This is a genomic window from Nostoc sp. 'Peltigera membranacea cyanobiont' 210A (assembly GCF_002246015.1).
Classification (GTDB): Bacteria; Cyanobacteriota; Cyanobacteriia; order Cyanobacteriales; family Nostocaceae; genus Nostoc.
In genome coordinates this window covers 508,615-523,589 of record NZ_NOLJ01000004.1, presented here as the reverse complement: position 1 = coordinate 523,589, position 14,975 = coordinate 508,615, and the positions used below count along the sequence as shown (strand labels likewise).

At 42.5% G+C, this 14,975-nt stretch carries 10 protein-coding genes; 6 read left to right on the top strand and 4 right to left on the bottom strand.

Annotated elements, in window-relative coordinates; all coding sequences use genetic code 11:
• Nucleotides 1-281: 281 nt before the first annotated feature.
• Entirely contained in the window at nucleotides 282-2,345 is a 2,064-nt protein-coding gene (locus tag CDG76_RS15195; protein ID WP_094349815.1) for a BamA/OMP85 family outer membrane protein, read from the bottom strand.
• Nucleotides 2,346-2,484: 139 nt separating this feature from the next.
• On the opposite strand from CDG76_RS15195, the gene CDG76_RS15190 reads away from it, so the two are divergent.
• Nucleotides 2,485-3,849: a lipid-A-disaccharide synthase-related protein gene (locus CDG76_RS15190; RefSeq protein WP_094350012.1), complete on the top strand. Its 1,365-nt coding sequence runs from the start codon at nucleotides 2,485-2,487 to the stop codon at nucleotides 3,847-3,849.
• Nucleotides 3,850-3,928: 79 nt separating this feature from the next.
• Here the strand turns inward: CDG76_RS15190 and CDG76_RS15185 are convergent, their stop codons facing one another.
• On the bottom strand, nucleotides 3,929-4,654 hold the full coding sequence (locus CDG76_RS15185) for a response regulator transcription factor (protein WP_094349814.1): 726 nt from the start codon (nucleotides 4,652-4,654) through the stop codon (nucleotides 3,929-3,931).
• Between the two features lie 321 nt (nucleotides 4,655-4,975).
• On the opposite strand from CDG76_RS15185, the gene CDG76_RS15180 reads away from it, so the two are divergent.
• From CDG76_RS15180 to CDG76_RS15170, 4 genes are all read left to right on the top strand, one after another.
• Complete coding sequence (locus tag CDG76_RS15180; protein WP_094349813.1) at nucleotides 4,976-5,161, top strand: hypothetical protein; 186 nt, start codon at nucleotides 4,976-4,978, stop codon at nucleotides 5,159-5,161.
• A gap of 306 nt (nucleotides 5,162-5,467) precedes the next feature.
• A complete protein-coding gene (locus CDG76_RS37335; RefSeq protein WP_190240860.1) occupies nucleotides 5,468-5,641 on the top strand; it encodes a hypothetical protein in 174 nt (57 codons plus the stop codon).
• 277 nt (nucleotides 5,642-5,918) lie between these two features.
• Nucleotides 5,919-7,244, top strand: a complete 1,326-nt coding sequence (locus CDG76_RS15175; protein ID WP_094349812.1) for an ATP-binding response regulator — start codon at nucleotides 5,919-5,921, stop codon at nucleotides 7,242-7,244.
• A gap of 44 nt (nucleotides 7,245-7,288) precedes the next feature.
• Nucleotides 7,289-8,413, top strand: a complete 1,125-nt coding sequence (locus tag CDG76_RS15170; protein WP_094349811.1) for a hybrid sensor histidine kinase/response regulator — start codon at nucleotides 7,289-7,291, stop codon at nucleotides 8,411-8,413.
• 433 nt (nucleotides 8,414-8,846) lie between these two features.
• Here the strand turns inward: CDG76_RS15170 and CDG76_RS15165 are convergent, their stop codons facing one another.
• Nucleotides 8,847-10,598 (bottom strand): ShlB/FhaC/HecB family hemolysin secretion/activation protein, encoded by a 1,752-nt coding sequence (locus CDG76_RS15165; protein WP_442946374.1) that lies wholly within the window; start codon nucleotides 10,596-10,598, stop codon nucleotides 8,847-8,849.
• A gap of 460 nt (nucleotides 10,599-11,058) precedes the next feature.
• Nucleotides 11,059-12,834: an SWIM zinc finger family protein gene (locus CDG76_RS15160; protein WP_190240867.1), complete on the bottom strand. Its 1,776-nt coding sequence runs from the start codon at nucleotides 12,832-12,834 to the stop codon at nucleotides 11,059-11,061.
• 614 nt (nucleotides 12,835-13,448) lie between these two features.
• Between CDG76_RS15160 and lpdA the strand changes: the two genes are divergently transcribed.
• On the top strand, nucleotides 13,449-14,873 hold the full coding sequence (gene lpdA / locus CDG76_RS15155; protein WP_094349809.1) for a dihydrolipoyl dehydrogenase: 1,425 nt from the start codon (nucleotides 13,449-13,451) through the stop codon (nucleotides 14,871-14,873).
• Nucleotides 14,874-14,975: the final 102 nt, after the last annotated feature.

Sequence of the window (14,975 nt, the reverse complement as noted above, 5' to 3'; positions counted from 1 at the left end):
AATATTTTTTTCTATTCTGCATAACTAGCGCTATTAAAAAATTAATGTCTCGTGAAAACGTGACAATAGCTTTTTTCCTTTGATTATTGAAATTTATATACTATTAAATATTGTGTAATAAATTGGCCAATTTATAAAAGTCATTTTCAAAGGCGATCGCTAATAGAGATATGAGTGAAAAAAAATGTAGAGACATAGCACTGCTACGTCTCTACAAGGGTTCTGGATAACGCATATTTAGTTTTTGGATATGACATTTCTCAGCAACGCCTGAACTCAAATTAAAATCGCTGCCCAATTCCTAGATGCACTTTGCTTTCTCCCTGGTCGTTAATGCCATAGTCAGCTCGAATTAAGCCAAGTGGTGAATTTAATCGCACTCCCGCTCCATAACCAAAACCATAACCTGGTTTATCCCGTACACCTGCCGGATCTCCTAATACAGTATCACCAGAGCCTAAATCTGAGGCGAAGTCGGCAAACAATACACCGCCTACGATTGGTAAGACGGGAAAACGGTATTCTGCGGAAGCCAACACATAACTGCGCCCACTGCCAACTTCTCCAGAATCGTAACCGCGCACTGAGTTGGAACCACCCAAGTTAAAGCTTTCGTAAGGCGGTAAATTCCCAATGACAGTACCAGCTTGGACATTTACCGCAAATACTTGTGGCTGTTTGCTGTTAAATAGCTGTACTGGTAAATATTGGCTGTAGTTAGCTTTGAGGCGATTGAGGGAAATATTACCTTGACCGATGGGTACAGATTGTTCTGTACTCAGACTCAAAACGGAACCTTGAGTTGGATTGAGGGGATTATCTCGTTGGTCTTTGGTGGCGGTGAAGGATACGGTAGTTAGGTCGTCAATACCAGTTCCACTAGCAGATAGGGGATTGCCCTGAACGTCAGTTGGGGTAATATTACCTTGGCGATCGCGAATACTAGTTCGGGTATAGTTTAATCCTAATGAGGTATTCCAGTCGTCAATTGGTCGCTGCAAGCTGACACCACCGCCAATTTGACCTTCTCGCACTTTGTCGCCGTTGGTTAACTTAATCTTGTCATCAAAAGTTTCCGAAAGTTCCTGACTACGAAAACCATTTACAGTGTAGCCGAAGCGATCGGGGTTAGTTGTCCGATAAGGACTGGTAAATTTGGTATTAAACTGCAAGTCTCGACTACTTACCCCAACATTCACACCGAAAGTATCATTCACACCGCCGACATTCTGATCTTGATAGTTGATTGTACCTACCAATCCTTGATCGGCATTGTAACTACCACCCAAGTTAACACCACGTGCCCCAGTTTCTTTGAGTTGGTAGACTAAATCAAGTTTTGTCGCATCTCCTTCTAAGGCAACATTCACAGTTTCAAATAAACCAGTACGATATAGCTGTTGAATGTCTTGTTTAACGACATTTTCTTGGAAAATTTGACCGGGTTTCAACTTGAGTTGTTGTTGTAAGAAATCTGCTTTGGTGCGTCCTCCAACGGGATTACCCTTACTATCAACGGTTTTACCCTCATCGTTGACAAAGCGAAATTTGATATCACTCACCAAGCCTTCAGCAACATTCACAGTGAGAATGCCTTGAGAACTGGGTTTAATTGATAGCACCCGCGCCAAGTTATAACCATTGTCGGCGTACCACTTGTTAATTTGTGCTACTGCTTGTTGCAGTCCACTGGGGTTGATGGTGGTTCCAATCTGAGATTGCAAACGTTGTTGGGCGACTTGATAGGTAAGTACTTTAGCACCAGATAATTGCAGCGATCGCACAATCACTGGTTGAACTTGGTATACTACATTCAATCCAGCCTGTGTGCTAAAGCTATTCACACTGACACTGCTAAATAAACCTGTATCCAAAATTGCAGTTACATCTTTTTGTAGCTGGCTTTGACTGGTTTCTCCACCAGCTTGGGTTTTAATTACCTGGCGAATGATTTGCTGTAATTCTTGATTGACTCCCACCACCTGTACATCTGTAGCTCTGACTACCAAATCGCCTTCAGTCGCGGGGGATGAGGGAGAGGAAGAGATGATGGGGAGTGTTACGGAAGAGTTTCCCTTATCTGTTGATTTTAAGACTACTGGGGAATTTTTGTTTGCACCTGTTTGCACGGTGACGGAATTTTGGGAAAATTGTTGTGCAACTATAGTTTCTGGGGAAGCAATTGTCTCTACCCGTGCGGGAGTGTCTTCAATTATCGGCACCACCAAGTTACCAGCTTTTGCAGTTGGAGTAACGGTTTTAGCAGGTGCAGCCGTTGCTTGCTGAGTAACATTGCCAGCAGCTAAAGTAGCTAAAGTAAAAATAGCAGTAGTAGAAACTCGCATAATATTTAACCTAATTAACTGGGAGTTAGTTGTAGAGACGCTAGCGAATAGGGATAATACTAACTTCCAGCTTCTTCGTCGATTTCCCTATTTATACCTCTTACCCAAACAGACAGTTAATTTTGATATTTTGTTTCTTATGAGTAATCTATCTCGGTCATCCCTAGCTTCTAACCCCCAATCTGCTACTTCTCCTTTGCGGTTACTTGTATTAAGTAATGGTCATGGGGAAGATATGATTGCAGTTCAGATTTTGCAAGAACTCCAACGACAACCAAACCCACCAGAGATATTTGCTTTGCCTCTGGTGGGTGAAGGACGTGCTTATGAACAGTTGGATATCCCCTTTATCGGTTCAGTCCTGAATATGCCTTCTGGCGGCTTTATTTATATGGATGGCCGCCAATTAGCGCGGGATGTACGCGGTGGTTTATTGAAACTTACCTTCAGCCAAATTAAAGCTATCCGCCGTTGGGTGAGTTCTCAAAAAAAATTAGGTAATAGAAGAGCGATTTTAGCAGTGGGAGATATTTTGCCGCTGTTGTTTGCAACATTCAGTGGCGCTAATTATGCTTTTGTCGGTACAGCTAAATCTGAATATTATGTGCGAGATGAAGCTGGATTATTACCACGGAAATCTAAAGACGCAGGTTGGGAAAACTTTTCTGGTTCAGTTTACCATCCTTGGGAACGTTGGTTAATGAGTCGTCGCCGTTGTAAGGCTGTGTTCCTTAGAGATGCGCTGACGACGGAAACATTAAAACAATGGCCAATTCCAGCTTTCTATTTGGGTAATCCCATGATGGATGGTCTAGAACCGACGTTTTCACGCCAACAATTTTATAGTCAGAATATCCAACAGCAAGAGACTGTTCGACCTTTTGTAGTGACTCTTCTTCCTGGTTCTCGTCCGCCAGAAGCATACACTAACTGGGAAACAATTATGATTGCTGTATCTGCATTGATGGCAAGTTTTCAACAGCGAGATTCAATCTTTTATACTTCTAACACAGTAGTGTTTTTAGGTGCGATCGCTCCTGGTTTAGACTCTAATATTTTATCCCAAAGTGTACAATCCCAAGGCTGGCGCACTGAATCAGCATCTCCTATCCAACTTCGCGATCCAAATGTCTTGACATTTAAACAGAGAAATGCTTATTTGCTATTAACACAACAAGCCTATAATGATTGCTTGCATTTGGGAGATATAGCGATCGCAATGGCAGGTACAGCTACAGAACAGTTTATCGGTTTAGGCAAACCTGCGATCGCAATTTCCGGTAATGGGCCACAATATAACCTTGGCTTTGCTGAATCTCAAAGTCGCCTTCTGGGATCGTCTTTGATTTTAATTCATCAACCAGCAGAAGTAGCGAAGGTTGTACAATCCCTATTTAAAAACCCTGATAATTTGCAAATTATCGCTGAAAATGGTGGGCGACGCATGGGCAAACCGGGAGCCGCACTACGTATTGCTAATTGCTTGCGGGAAAAATTGGGATAATGGGGCAGTGGGTATGGGGCATTGTGGCAGGTTGTTCTCCTTGTCCCCTTGTCCCCTCATCTCCCTTGTCCCTAATCCCTTACGCCACCAACCCTGAACGTAAGGCCCTCACAGCAGCTTGGGTACGGTCATCAGCACATAGTTTATTTAGAATATTACGAACATGGGTTTTGACAGTACCAACTGTAATGTAGAGTTTCTCGGCAATTTGCCCATTGCTACACCCAGCTACAATCAACTCTAGGATTTCCAGTTCCCGTTGAGTCAGAGGGTATGTTTCCAAAACTTGCTCGTATTCTGTCGCCAGCGCCTCAATTTTTACAGTCTTCGGCTTGTCAGAACCTTGACTTTCTCCAGGAATACCTTGCCGCATCTTCCGCAATACCACGTTGGCAATTGCCGGATCGATCCAAGAGTTACCGCCGTGAGTTGCTTGAATTGCCTCAGTTAATTTACTGATGCTGGTTTCTTTCATATAATAAGAATCAGCGCCAGCTGCGAAGGCTGCAAGTACAGCATCCTCTGTATGATCCATTGTCAAGATGAGAATCTTTGTAGTAGATTGCCCACCATTTTCAGCCTGGGAGCGTTTGAATTTGCGAGTGAGTTCGATGCCATCCATGTCAGGCAAGCCGATATCTACTACCGCTACATCAGGCTTTGCCGTTTCTAAAAGTTTTAACCCTTGGGTAGCATTTGCCGCTTCCCCAATTACTTTCAATGCGCTATGAGACTGTAATGCTGCTCGTAGCCCCATTCGCGTTAAGTCATGATCTTCAATTAAAATAATACTAATTTCATTCATTGCTACACTCACTCTTGCGCTGTTTGCATCTTTCAAAGTATTGCCTTTTGTAACTATTATCTCATTAATTTTCCCATACTCAAGATAGATGATATTTCAACCTGTCTGCATCCACCGATAGAAATAACAAATAGTCAAAAGTTTTATATTTAGATAGAGGCCAAATCTAGCTGGAGATATATAGATACTTACATAAAAAGTATGAAATATTGAAACGAATGCCAAATTGCTGCCCCTTGCTGATAATTCAGCTTTGAGTTGCCCTGTTCAATTGGTTAATTAGTATTATTTTGGCTCAAACTTTAAAAAAGGCTTACGAAAATGAAAAAATTACAGATCGTGAAAGTTGCTTTACGAGAAAGTGAACGATGGATGCGAGCAATTTTTAATCAAACCTTTGGATTCATCCGATTGATAGAGCCAATAGAGATCCTCATGGAAGGGAATCAGGCAGCGTTAAAATTTGGTGAAATCACGAACAGCAAAGTAATTCGTAATTCTTGGTGACTAACTTGTTCGTCTGACTTTTTACAGGATATAATACAAACCCTCTGTACGAACCTCTCCCCTTTTAGGTTTTGAATTTTTGCCTAACTTTTGTCGGGAACCTTTCTTCGGCATTAAGGGTTAGTAATTTTGCGAACATCTATAAGTTCGATATAACCGGGAAAATACTAATACAGATGTGGCGATCGCTAAGAAAATTGTTGAAATTTCAGGAGGTAGGATTACTTCAGATTCACAAATAGCTATAGATATTACTTTTTTATTTACCTAGTCTAACTAACCTGATAGGTAAAACTGTTCAAGCTTATGGTACACGATAATCGGATGCAACTCTCACCAATGACTGACGACGGTGGCTTGCTCACTCATCTACAATTAGTTTTAAGCTTGGTAAAGTATTTTATTTTACTTTATATCAGCGGTGTGTGCTTGTTAATTACTAATTTTTTGCAGGACATTGGTCATTTGCTAGGAGTTTAGTTACCAGAATCTGGTAAATTAACCAAATTCAAGATACAACAGACTCAATTCAACCCAAGGGAAGGCCCGAAAGAGCGATCGACATACTACTAATGGAGGATAACAAAGTTGATGTGGTGAACGTCAAGCAAGTATTAAAGTGGATCTTATGCAAAATATCTTAATCAATCAAATTACAGGTTTTAGATATCCGAAAATCTTATATTCTTTAGTTGGATAATCTGAAAAAGAGAAATATTATACATCAACCTATGTTTGGCGGCGAAAATAAAAACCGATGGAAGAGACGCTGAAAATTTTGGTTGTAGACGATGACGAAGTAGACCGGATAGCAATCCGTTCTGCCCTGACTACAGCAGGTGTTCAGATGCAACTGTCTGAAGTAGGCAATGGTAATGATGCTTTCTCTGTCTTAAGCGTTACTGCTTACGATTGTGTTTTCCTCGACTATTCCTTACCAGATCGGGATGCATTAACTTTGATTCAACAGCTAGGTTCTTCAGAAATTAAAGTTCCTTTAGTAGTCCTAACTGGTCAAGGAGATGAACAAATTACTCTCCAATTATTGAAAGCTGGTGCTACAGATTATCTCTCTAAATCTAGAATATCTCCAGAAACTTTGTCGCAGGTTTTGCGGAATGTGATTCGGATTTATCGGGCGGAAATGCAGGTGGATTTGGCAAATCAGCAACTCAGAGAAACTCATGAACAACTCATTTGTCAGAACCAAGAATTGGAGAGACAACAACAACAGATTCAAATGCAAAACTTCAAGCTATTGGAGGCATCACGTCTAAAATCACTTTTTTTGGCAACTATATCTCACGAACTTAGAACGCCGATGAATGCGATTATTGGTTTTTCGCAAATACTGCTGCGTCCTAAATTCGGTCAGCTAACGCGCCAGCAAGCAGATATGGTTGAGCGCATTTTGAATAATGGGAAGCATTTACTGATGCTACTCAACGAAGTTCTCGACTTTTCCAAGCTGGAAGGAGGAGGATTAGATTTAAAGGCAGAAAGATTTAATATATCAAAGGTAATCAATCTTGTTGTCAGTGAAATGCGTTCCCTAGCTGATGCTAAAAATCTTTCATTGTTAGTACAAACCGATTTGCAAAATCCTTTGGTATTTAACGATCCAGTTCGTGTCAAGCAGATTTTGATTAACCTGCTTTCCAACGCCATTAAATTCACAGAATCTGGTGAAATTTGGGTTGAGGTTAAGGAACTACCGGGAAATCGAGTAGTAATTGTCGTTCAAGATACAGGTATAGGTATAGCCCCCAGAGATTTTAAGCATATTTTTGAAGCATTTCGGCAAGTCGATCAAACTATCACTCGCAAATATCCAGGTACAGGTCTGGGTTTGGCAATTATAGACTCGCTAGTGCGAATGATGGGCGGTAAAATATTTCTTGAGAGTAAATTGGGGGTAGGTTCAATGTTTAAAATTGAATTGCCACGTCAAATTACATTACCGACTGTAGCAGCCCATGCTCCAGTTTCACAGTTAGATAACGATAACGACGATTTTTTTTGCCCTGCTAAAAATCCTCATCAGTCATCTTCTCAATCCAGGAAAGCCAATAGAATATCCTAAATTTAAAAATTACTTCCAAAAAAACTGATAAAAATTTATAAATCATGTCTGTAGTTGAAAATAATAAAATTTATCGGATCTTAGCAGTTGACGACACTCAAGATAATCTCATTTTGGTTCAAGCAATTTTAGAAAGTGAGGGGTATGAAATTGATTTGGCTTCAGATGGAATAAAGGCTTTACGGAAAATTGAGCAATCTCCACCCGATCTGATTCTGTTAGATGTAATGATGCCGGGGATAGATGGCTATGAAGTCACACGTCGGATTCGGAATAATCCTGCAATCTCTTATATTCCAATCCTATTAATTACTGCCTTTCATCAATCCAGCGTTGTCGAAGGTTTGGATGCTGGTGCTGATGATTTTATTCGTAAACCATTTGATACTGATGAACTACTGGCAAGAGTGCGATCGCTATTACGTCTCAAGCACAGTCTGGACGAACAACAAAAAATGGCCCGCCAACGGGAAGATTTTGTTTCCCGTCTGACTCATGATTTGCGAACTCCCCTAGTAGCCGCCGATCGGATGTTGAATTTGTTTGAAATGGAAACATTCTGCAAAATTTCGCCGGAAATGAAACAGGCGATCGCAGTCATGATTCGCAGTAACCAAAATTTGATGGAAATGGTGAACACCCTGTTAGAAGTCTATCGCTTCGAGGCAGGTAAAAAAACGTTGAATTGGGAGGAATGCGATTTATGTGAGATATCTCAAGAAGTAGTCAGCGAACTAAGTCCTCTAACTAATGAAAAAGGCTTGACTCTGGAAATAGATACCCGTGAATTAGATCCACTGAGTCAAAACGCTGGTATTATCATGGGCGATCGTTTGGAATTACGGCGAGTGTTAAACAACCTGATCGCAAATGCCATCAAATTTACAGATACAGGAGGCATAAAAATCCGTATTTATGAAACATCATCTAATCCAGGAGATCCAGATTCGGTAATAATTGAGGTACAAGATACAGGATATGGGATTGCGCCAGAAGATCAGGCAACCATTTTCGAGCGATTTCGCCAAGGTAGAAATAAACGCTCAGGTAGTGGCTTAGGACTACATCTATCCCACCGCATTATAGAAGGGCACGCAGGAACTATCCAGGTAGCTTCTGAACTAGGAAAAGGTAGTTTATTTACCGTGCAACTACCTAAAAACACTTAAGCTATTCTCCTTCACCACAGATTATTTTGCGGATATATCCCAAGAAATTACATTTAATTTTTGATGTATTTTTATGCCCCTCAAAAAATTAAATTAGCTTAAATTATATGGATTAATTACAGCAGCATTGGGAGGTTAATCCAATCAGAATATTGCCGGATAACTTGTCTCTTCCAATATTTGTATACTTCCAATGGCAGATGTATCGATCGACTAAAATAACTAAATCTACTGTTGTATCATTCTATAGATAGTAGAAATAACTATTTTACAAAGTTATTATTCAATCTATTAATGCCTGAAAAACGTGTATTCACCCTGGAATCATAACCCAGGGTCTTTTTTATAAAAACTTAGATAATGTTTATATTTTCATCATTGACTACTGTCTATATTCACCCTATTCAAAGTTGAGGGTGGATGTGAACAGCGGTTAAAAAGGATTATAGAGCAAACTAAAATACAGACCGTTTTCTTGTAATGTTCTCTCATTTGAGTTGTTAACAGATACCAAAGGAATACCCCAGTCAAGACGAACGGTGAAGCGATCGCCCTGTGTCCAACGCAACCCCAGACCAACAGCAGCTAAAGTATTATGGTCGGGATTATCTTGACCAGAACTGTTCCAGCCAACACCAAAATCCACAAAAGGGATAACTTGTAATATGCTATCTATCTGCGGTAAGCGCAGAATCGGTACTTGAACTTCCGCAGAAACAAAAGTGCCATTATCTGTCAACAGGTAATCTTGACGGTAGCCTCGAATGCTATCCTGCCCACCTAAGCCAAATTGTTCTATAGGCAGAAGTTTTGTAGATGCGAGTTGCGTATTTAAACGTAATAACAATAAGGTTTCAGGAGCTAAAAGGCGCGCCCACTGCGCTTGCCCTTGCCAAGCAAAAAAACGGCTATCAGGAGCATCTTGATTAACTGTGGCATTCAACACATCTATGCCCAAACTAAATTGAGAACGTAGAGCGATGACTTCACGACTGTTACGACTCGTCCATTCTTGAAAAAATCGCAACGCCGATACCCTAGTGCGTCCCTCATCATCAGCACCAGGCGAAAGTTCAGAGGCGGGAACCCCTTCTCTCTGTAACAAGGACGAGATATCACTTTCGCGTCGGGAAGCTGTTAACCCCAGAGCGAATTCTTGCGTAGGAGTTTGGATTATTGGCTGGCGGAATGTCAGTTCGTAGTAGCGAGAAGCCGATTCGATATCTAGGAAGTCGAAAGGAGGCTCAATGACATTGCTCGACGTAGTGCCATAGTTAAAGGTAAGCGTTCCGTTGCGGGGATTAAGAGGCAACGTGTAACTAGCGTCAAAGGAGTTGCTACCATCAGTATTGGTGTAGCCTACACTCAGACCATCCCCCAATCCGAGTAAGTTGGCTTCATTTAATCGTAATCCGCGGCGGAAACTGCCAACACTAGGCGATCGCCCATTATCAAGAACTATTTGGCCACTAAAGGTTTTTGCCTCACTGATTTTAACTTCCAAAAGACTCGTACCCGTCCGCGATCCTGCTGAGAGTTCAGCAGTCACGTTTTGAATCAAAGGATTAAGTTGCAGCAGTTGCAGGGCTTCTAATAGACGCTGGCGATTCAGAGGCGGTGATGTCGCGATTGCTAGTCGGCTACGGACATAATTCGGATTCAACCGCCGAGTTCCAGTTACCTGAATATCTTCTAATTTACCTTCGACCACCTGAATTTTGAGAACACCGGATTGGATTGTTTGAGGTGGAATATACGCACCAGAAGTAATGTAACCATTTTTGACATATAGCTCGGTGATTTTAGAACGTGCTTGATACACTTCAGTCAGTGAGATCGGTCGTTTGGTAAATTCAGCAGTGGCTTCAGCTAATTCTTGGGCACTGAAAACTGTGCTACCAACAACTTCAAAACGTTCAACAACAATAGTTTGAGGAAAGTTACCAGGGAGTGGTGCATCAGGTGTGGGAGTTGGGGCAGAGGGTGGAAGTAGTTCTGCTGGTGGGGGGAGTGGCTGTGGCACTTCAGGTGAGGGAAGTGGTGAAGGTGTGGGTGGTTGGATATCCTGTGGTGGTGGTGGTGGAATTTGTTGTGATAGGATGAAATCACTAGTTGGTAATTGTGTAGTATCAACAGCCTGAGCTTTCAGTGGACTTAAAAATGTACTGCTAAGTAATAGAAGCATACTCAGCGGTAAGCAGGACACTATAATATTCTGAGGGTATTTATCAATCATCGCACTGGACTATTTTTTGTCAATAATTGTGGGATTATACGGGGACTGCTTCAGATGTGAATCTTACTTCATCTTTTGTCGCTAAAGTTGATATCTTGAGCAAATCTCAATTTAAAAGCTAAATCATCTGGTGATTGCAGACTTAAAAGTATCAATGAGATATCTGGTGAAATTAAATTAATTATGCGTTGCCCGAAATCCTTGGTAGGCAAAATTTATGTAGTCAAAGGCTTCCCGTACCACTACGTGGAAGCAAGCTACGTGTAGCGTCTCCGTGCTTTATTTTGCAATTTAAATCTGATACCAAATTTCTGATTTAGTGTGTTGCAATCAGTGTAGGTCTTTCCCTTGTGCGTCTCTGAAAGATAAGCCTACACAGCTCATTGCAACCTCCTACCGGCTGCCTTCTTCACTCCATACCACTTTCCTTAAACATTCCCATTAATTTACGTTTACGAGCGTGAGTTTGCATCAAGTTTTCTCGATAGCTTAACCAGTCAGCTTCCTTCCCCGATTTCAGGTAGGCATTACGCGCCTTTTTCAACCATTCAACCGCGTAATAATAGTATTCGGCTTTACCTGCATCCATAATCTTTTCGGCACGACGACGAGCATTAGCAATCACCCAACCAGGATTATGAGGGATAGCAGCATCCATGACTCGGTGAATTAACTCTGAACGATCGGAACTTAGTTCACTAGCGATCGCAATTGCATCATCAATTAGCCCCTCATGCAAGAATATATCTACCTTGGCTGATTCTGTTCCCCAACCACTATAAGTACGGACAATTCTCAGCAGGTCTGTTTTGACACTTTCCCAGTTTTCCCCAGCTAATTCTGCCATCCTTTGGTAATCCACAAAGGAGGGCTTCATTTGAAAAGCCGCTTTGATTGCTAATAAAGCAGCTTCACTATTACCCAACTCACTAGCTAAATCACTTGTCCAAATTCCCAATTCATACTGACAATTACCCGGTAAATTTAATCCACTCTGGGCTATATTTAGTGCTTGCTGTAACGCCCCCTGAACGCTGAGTGTTTTCGCTAGGGCAAAGGCTTCTTCCATTGAGTTCATCTGGGTTTGAGCAGCATCAATTGCTTCTTCTACCCTACCTAAACGCCCCAACATTGTGAGATATTGCTGGGTTTGCCCTTCTGCTTCTGCTAAATACAGGTATTCTTGATAACGTTCTTGACGTTCGAGAATTTTCAGGCGAATTAATGCCAAATCATCAGCATAATCTGGTACGTCTTCTTCCCAAGCTCCCCTTTCAGTAATGTTACCTTGGAGAACTTGTACCAGCGGCGGATAATCCCAACCTTGGCGTAAAGCCTCCATGACTAGACCAAAATCAGCATTCCACTCATCCTGCCAAGCTTCCAAATTTATTTGAATATCAACTTTTTCTTCTGGAGTAAGTTCGGCAATCAGAACTGCTTCACACCAAGCATTATTTAATTCCCCGACAACTTCATCATTTTCAGCGCCATATTCGGCAACATCATCCCAATTTTCCGCACAGGTAGAGGTAATCGCTGACAAAATAGCGATCGCATTTTCACCTTCTCCTCGTTCGCTAAAATCAACCGCAGTTTGCACTACACTCAGCAAATCTTCGCCAATCGGGTCTTCTTCGTATCCCTCCTCAAAGTAGCGCACGGTATCCTTGAGAATCTGCCGTACTTGCCGCCGAAAGGGAGCGGGATCAAGAGTATTGCGGCGCACGAATTTTATGGTTGTTTGGTTGTCAGCAGGATTTGTCATCCAACTTACATGACGGTCAATTGCCTCAATCAGCGGTGAGTATTCTGCTACCAACTCTTGCAGCAGCCTTTGAGTTTGGATATGATCCAGGCGATTTAGTAGTTCTTCAAGGGTAGGGCGCTGCTCAATATTTTCTGAGTTACGCGCACAAACGAGCATCGTGGCGACAATGTGTTTGCACCACCCTTCATAGTCGTAGGCACAGGTGCATTTTACTGAGGTTAACCCACTGCTATCGAAATTCAGGTTGACATGATAAGGTCTAGCTTCAGTGCCTACAACATCTGCCTGAAGCAGATGACCACGTTGGATAACGGCATTAACAGCACCAGCATGATAATATGCCTCGCCCCGCTGGAAAGATTTGGCGTTGGCATGACGGCGGATAGTAAATTCACTAATTTGGGGAATAGACATCGAGCGATCGCCTGCGTAAATCTTCTGGATCAATCCTAAACCCAGCTTAGTGTTACGCTAACGCGCTGTAAAGAAAAAGGTGTGGAGATTCTGAATGAGACTGTAATTTCTATTCATTAACTAGCTCAGAATTGGAAATCAGTTTTCTTGTCCTGCAAATACTCACTTAATTTATTGTCGCTTTTCTGGGAAAACCAACCCATATAATGAAAATATCCATATTTTCGCCAGAAGTGAGTGAATCATAATTTGAGTTAGCAATACCCGAACCTGAAATCAGTGAACAGTCAACAGTAAACAGTCAGGGTAATCTAAGGTAAGGGATTTAGAGTTCAGCGTTGAAAAAGGCAGGAGGCAGAAGGCAGAGGGCAGGAGGAACAATTAGACGGGGATTCAGACCCCGCCCAATTGTAAGCGACGTGTAGACGGCGGGGTTTTAGACCCAAGTTCGGTACGGTCACGGGCTTCAGTGCAGGAGACAGTATTCCCTCCTGCCTCCTGCCTCCTGCCTCCTGCCCTCTGCCTCTCCTGATAAAACTGATAACTGTTAAAAGGGTTGCGCTGATTGTCGGTCAAGTTGAGAATAAATAGGCGAAGCACACGGGGAAACTAACGTGAGTCAAGGATATGATTACGATTTAGTAATTATCGGCGCTGGTGTAGGCGGACATGGCGCAGCCTTACACGCCGTAAGTTGTGGTTTGAAAACAGCAATTATTGAAGCTGCTGATATGGGAGGAACCTGTGTTAATCGGGGCTGTATTCCTTCTAAAGCGCTGCTGGCAGCATCTGGACGTGTGCGGGAGTTACGCAATGCCCACCACCTCAAGTCACTGGGAATTCAAATTGGCAGCGTGGAATTCGATCGCCAAGCGATCGCTAATCATGCTAACGATCTCGTCTCGAAAATTCAAGGCGACTTAACCAACAGCCTCAAACGTCTAAAAGTCGATATCATCAGAGGTTGGGGAAAAATCGCTGGGGCGCAAAAAGTCTCGATCGTCGGAGACGGTGGTGAAAAAACCATCACAGCTAAAGACATTATCCTTTCGCCCGGTTCAATTCCTTTTGTACCTCCAGGGATTGAAGTAGACGGCAAAACTGTCTTTACCAGCGATCAAGGTGTCAAATTAGAGTCTTTACCAGACTGGGTGGCAATTATTGGTAGTGGTTACATCGGTTTAGAATTTTCTGATATTTACTCAGCTTTGGGTTGTGAAATCACCTTGATTGAAGCCCTAGATCAGTTAATGCCAGGATTTGACCGCGATATTGCCAAACTTGCCGAACGGGTGCTAATTACTCCCCGCGATATTGAAACGAAAGTGGGGATATACGCCAAAAAAGTTATCCCAGGTTCACCCGTGGTAATTGAGTTAGCAGATTTCAAAACCAAGGAAGATGTAGATGTCATCGAGGTAGATGCTTGCTTGGTGGCTACGGGACGCATCCCAGCGACCAAAAATCTTGGTTTAGAGTCTGTGGGTGTGGAAGTCGATCGGCGGAATTTTATTCCAGTAGACGATCGCATGGCAGTGCTATCGGCGGGTGAAGTCGTGCCGCATTTGTGGGCAATTGGCGACGCTAATGGGAAAATGATGTTAGCACATGCGGCTTCTGCTCAAGGCATCATTGCGGTAGAAAATATAGTTGGGAGGGAAAGAATAGTAGACTATCGCAGCATCCCAGCAGCGGCGTTTACCCACCCAGAAGTCAGCTATGTAGGCTTAACTGAAACAGCAGCTAAGGAGTTGGGACAAGCCGAAGGGTTTGAAATCGCCACAAGCAGGAGTTACTTCAAAGGAAATTCCAAAGCGTTGGCAGAAAATGAAGCCGACGGTATTGCCAAGGTGATATATCGCAAAGACACCGGAGAAGTCTTAGGAGTCCACATTTTCGGACTACACGCCTCAGACTTAATTCATGAAGCGTCAGCAGCGATCGCCAACCGTCAATCTGTCCACAATCTTGCACATCTAGTTCACGCCCACCCGACACTTTCGGAAGTCCTGGACGAAGCTTACAAACGAGCCATCTAAAAGTTAGAAGTGAAAAGTTAGGAGTGAGGAATTAATAATCTCTAACTCCTGTACAGACGCGATTAATCGCGTCTCTACTCCTAACTCCTAACTCCTAACTCC

Excerpts from the sequence above, each read along its gene's own strand:
- CDG76_RS15190 (WP_094350012.1), top strand. The coding sequence starts at position 2,485 with ATGAGTAATCTATCTCGGTCATCCCTAGCTTCTAACCCCCAATCTGCT.
- CDG76_RS15180 (WP_094349813.1), top strand. The coding sequence starts at position 4,976 with ATGAAAAAATTACAGATCGTGAAAGTTGCTTTACGAGAAAGTGAACGA.
- CDG76_RS15185 (WP_094349814.1), bottom strand. The coding sequence starts at position 4,654 with ATGAATGAAATTAGTATTATTTTAATTGAAGATCATGACTTAACGCGA.
- CDG76_RS37335 (WP_190240860.1), top strand. The coding sequence starts at position 5,468 with ATGGTACACGATAATCGGATGCAACTCTCACCAATGACTGACGACGGT.
- CDG76_RS15175 (WP_094349812.1), top strand. The coding sequence starts at position 5,919 with ATGGAAGAGACGCTGAAAATTTTGGTTGTAGACGATGACGAAGTAGAC.
- CDG76_RS15195 (WP_094349815.1), bottom strand. The coding sequence starts at position 2,345 with ATGCGAGTTTCTACTACTGCTATTTTTACTTTAGCTACTTTAGCTGCT.
- CDG76_RS15165 (WP_442946374.1), bottom strand. The coding sequence starts at position 10,598 with ATGCTTCTATTACTTAGCAGTACATTTTTAAGTCCACTGAAAGCTCAG.
- CDG76_RS15160 (WP_190240867.1), bottom strand. The coding sequence starts at position 12,834 with ATGTCTATTCCCCAAATTAGTGAATTTACTATCCGCCGTCATGCCAAC.
- CDG76_RS15170 (WP_094349811.1), top strand. The coding sequence starts at position 7,289 with ATGTCTGTAGTTGAAAATAATAAAATTTATCGGATCTTAGCAGTTGAC.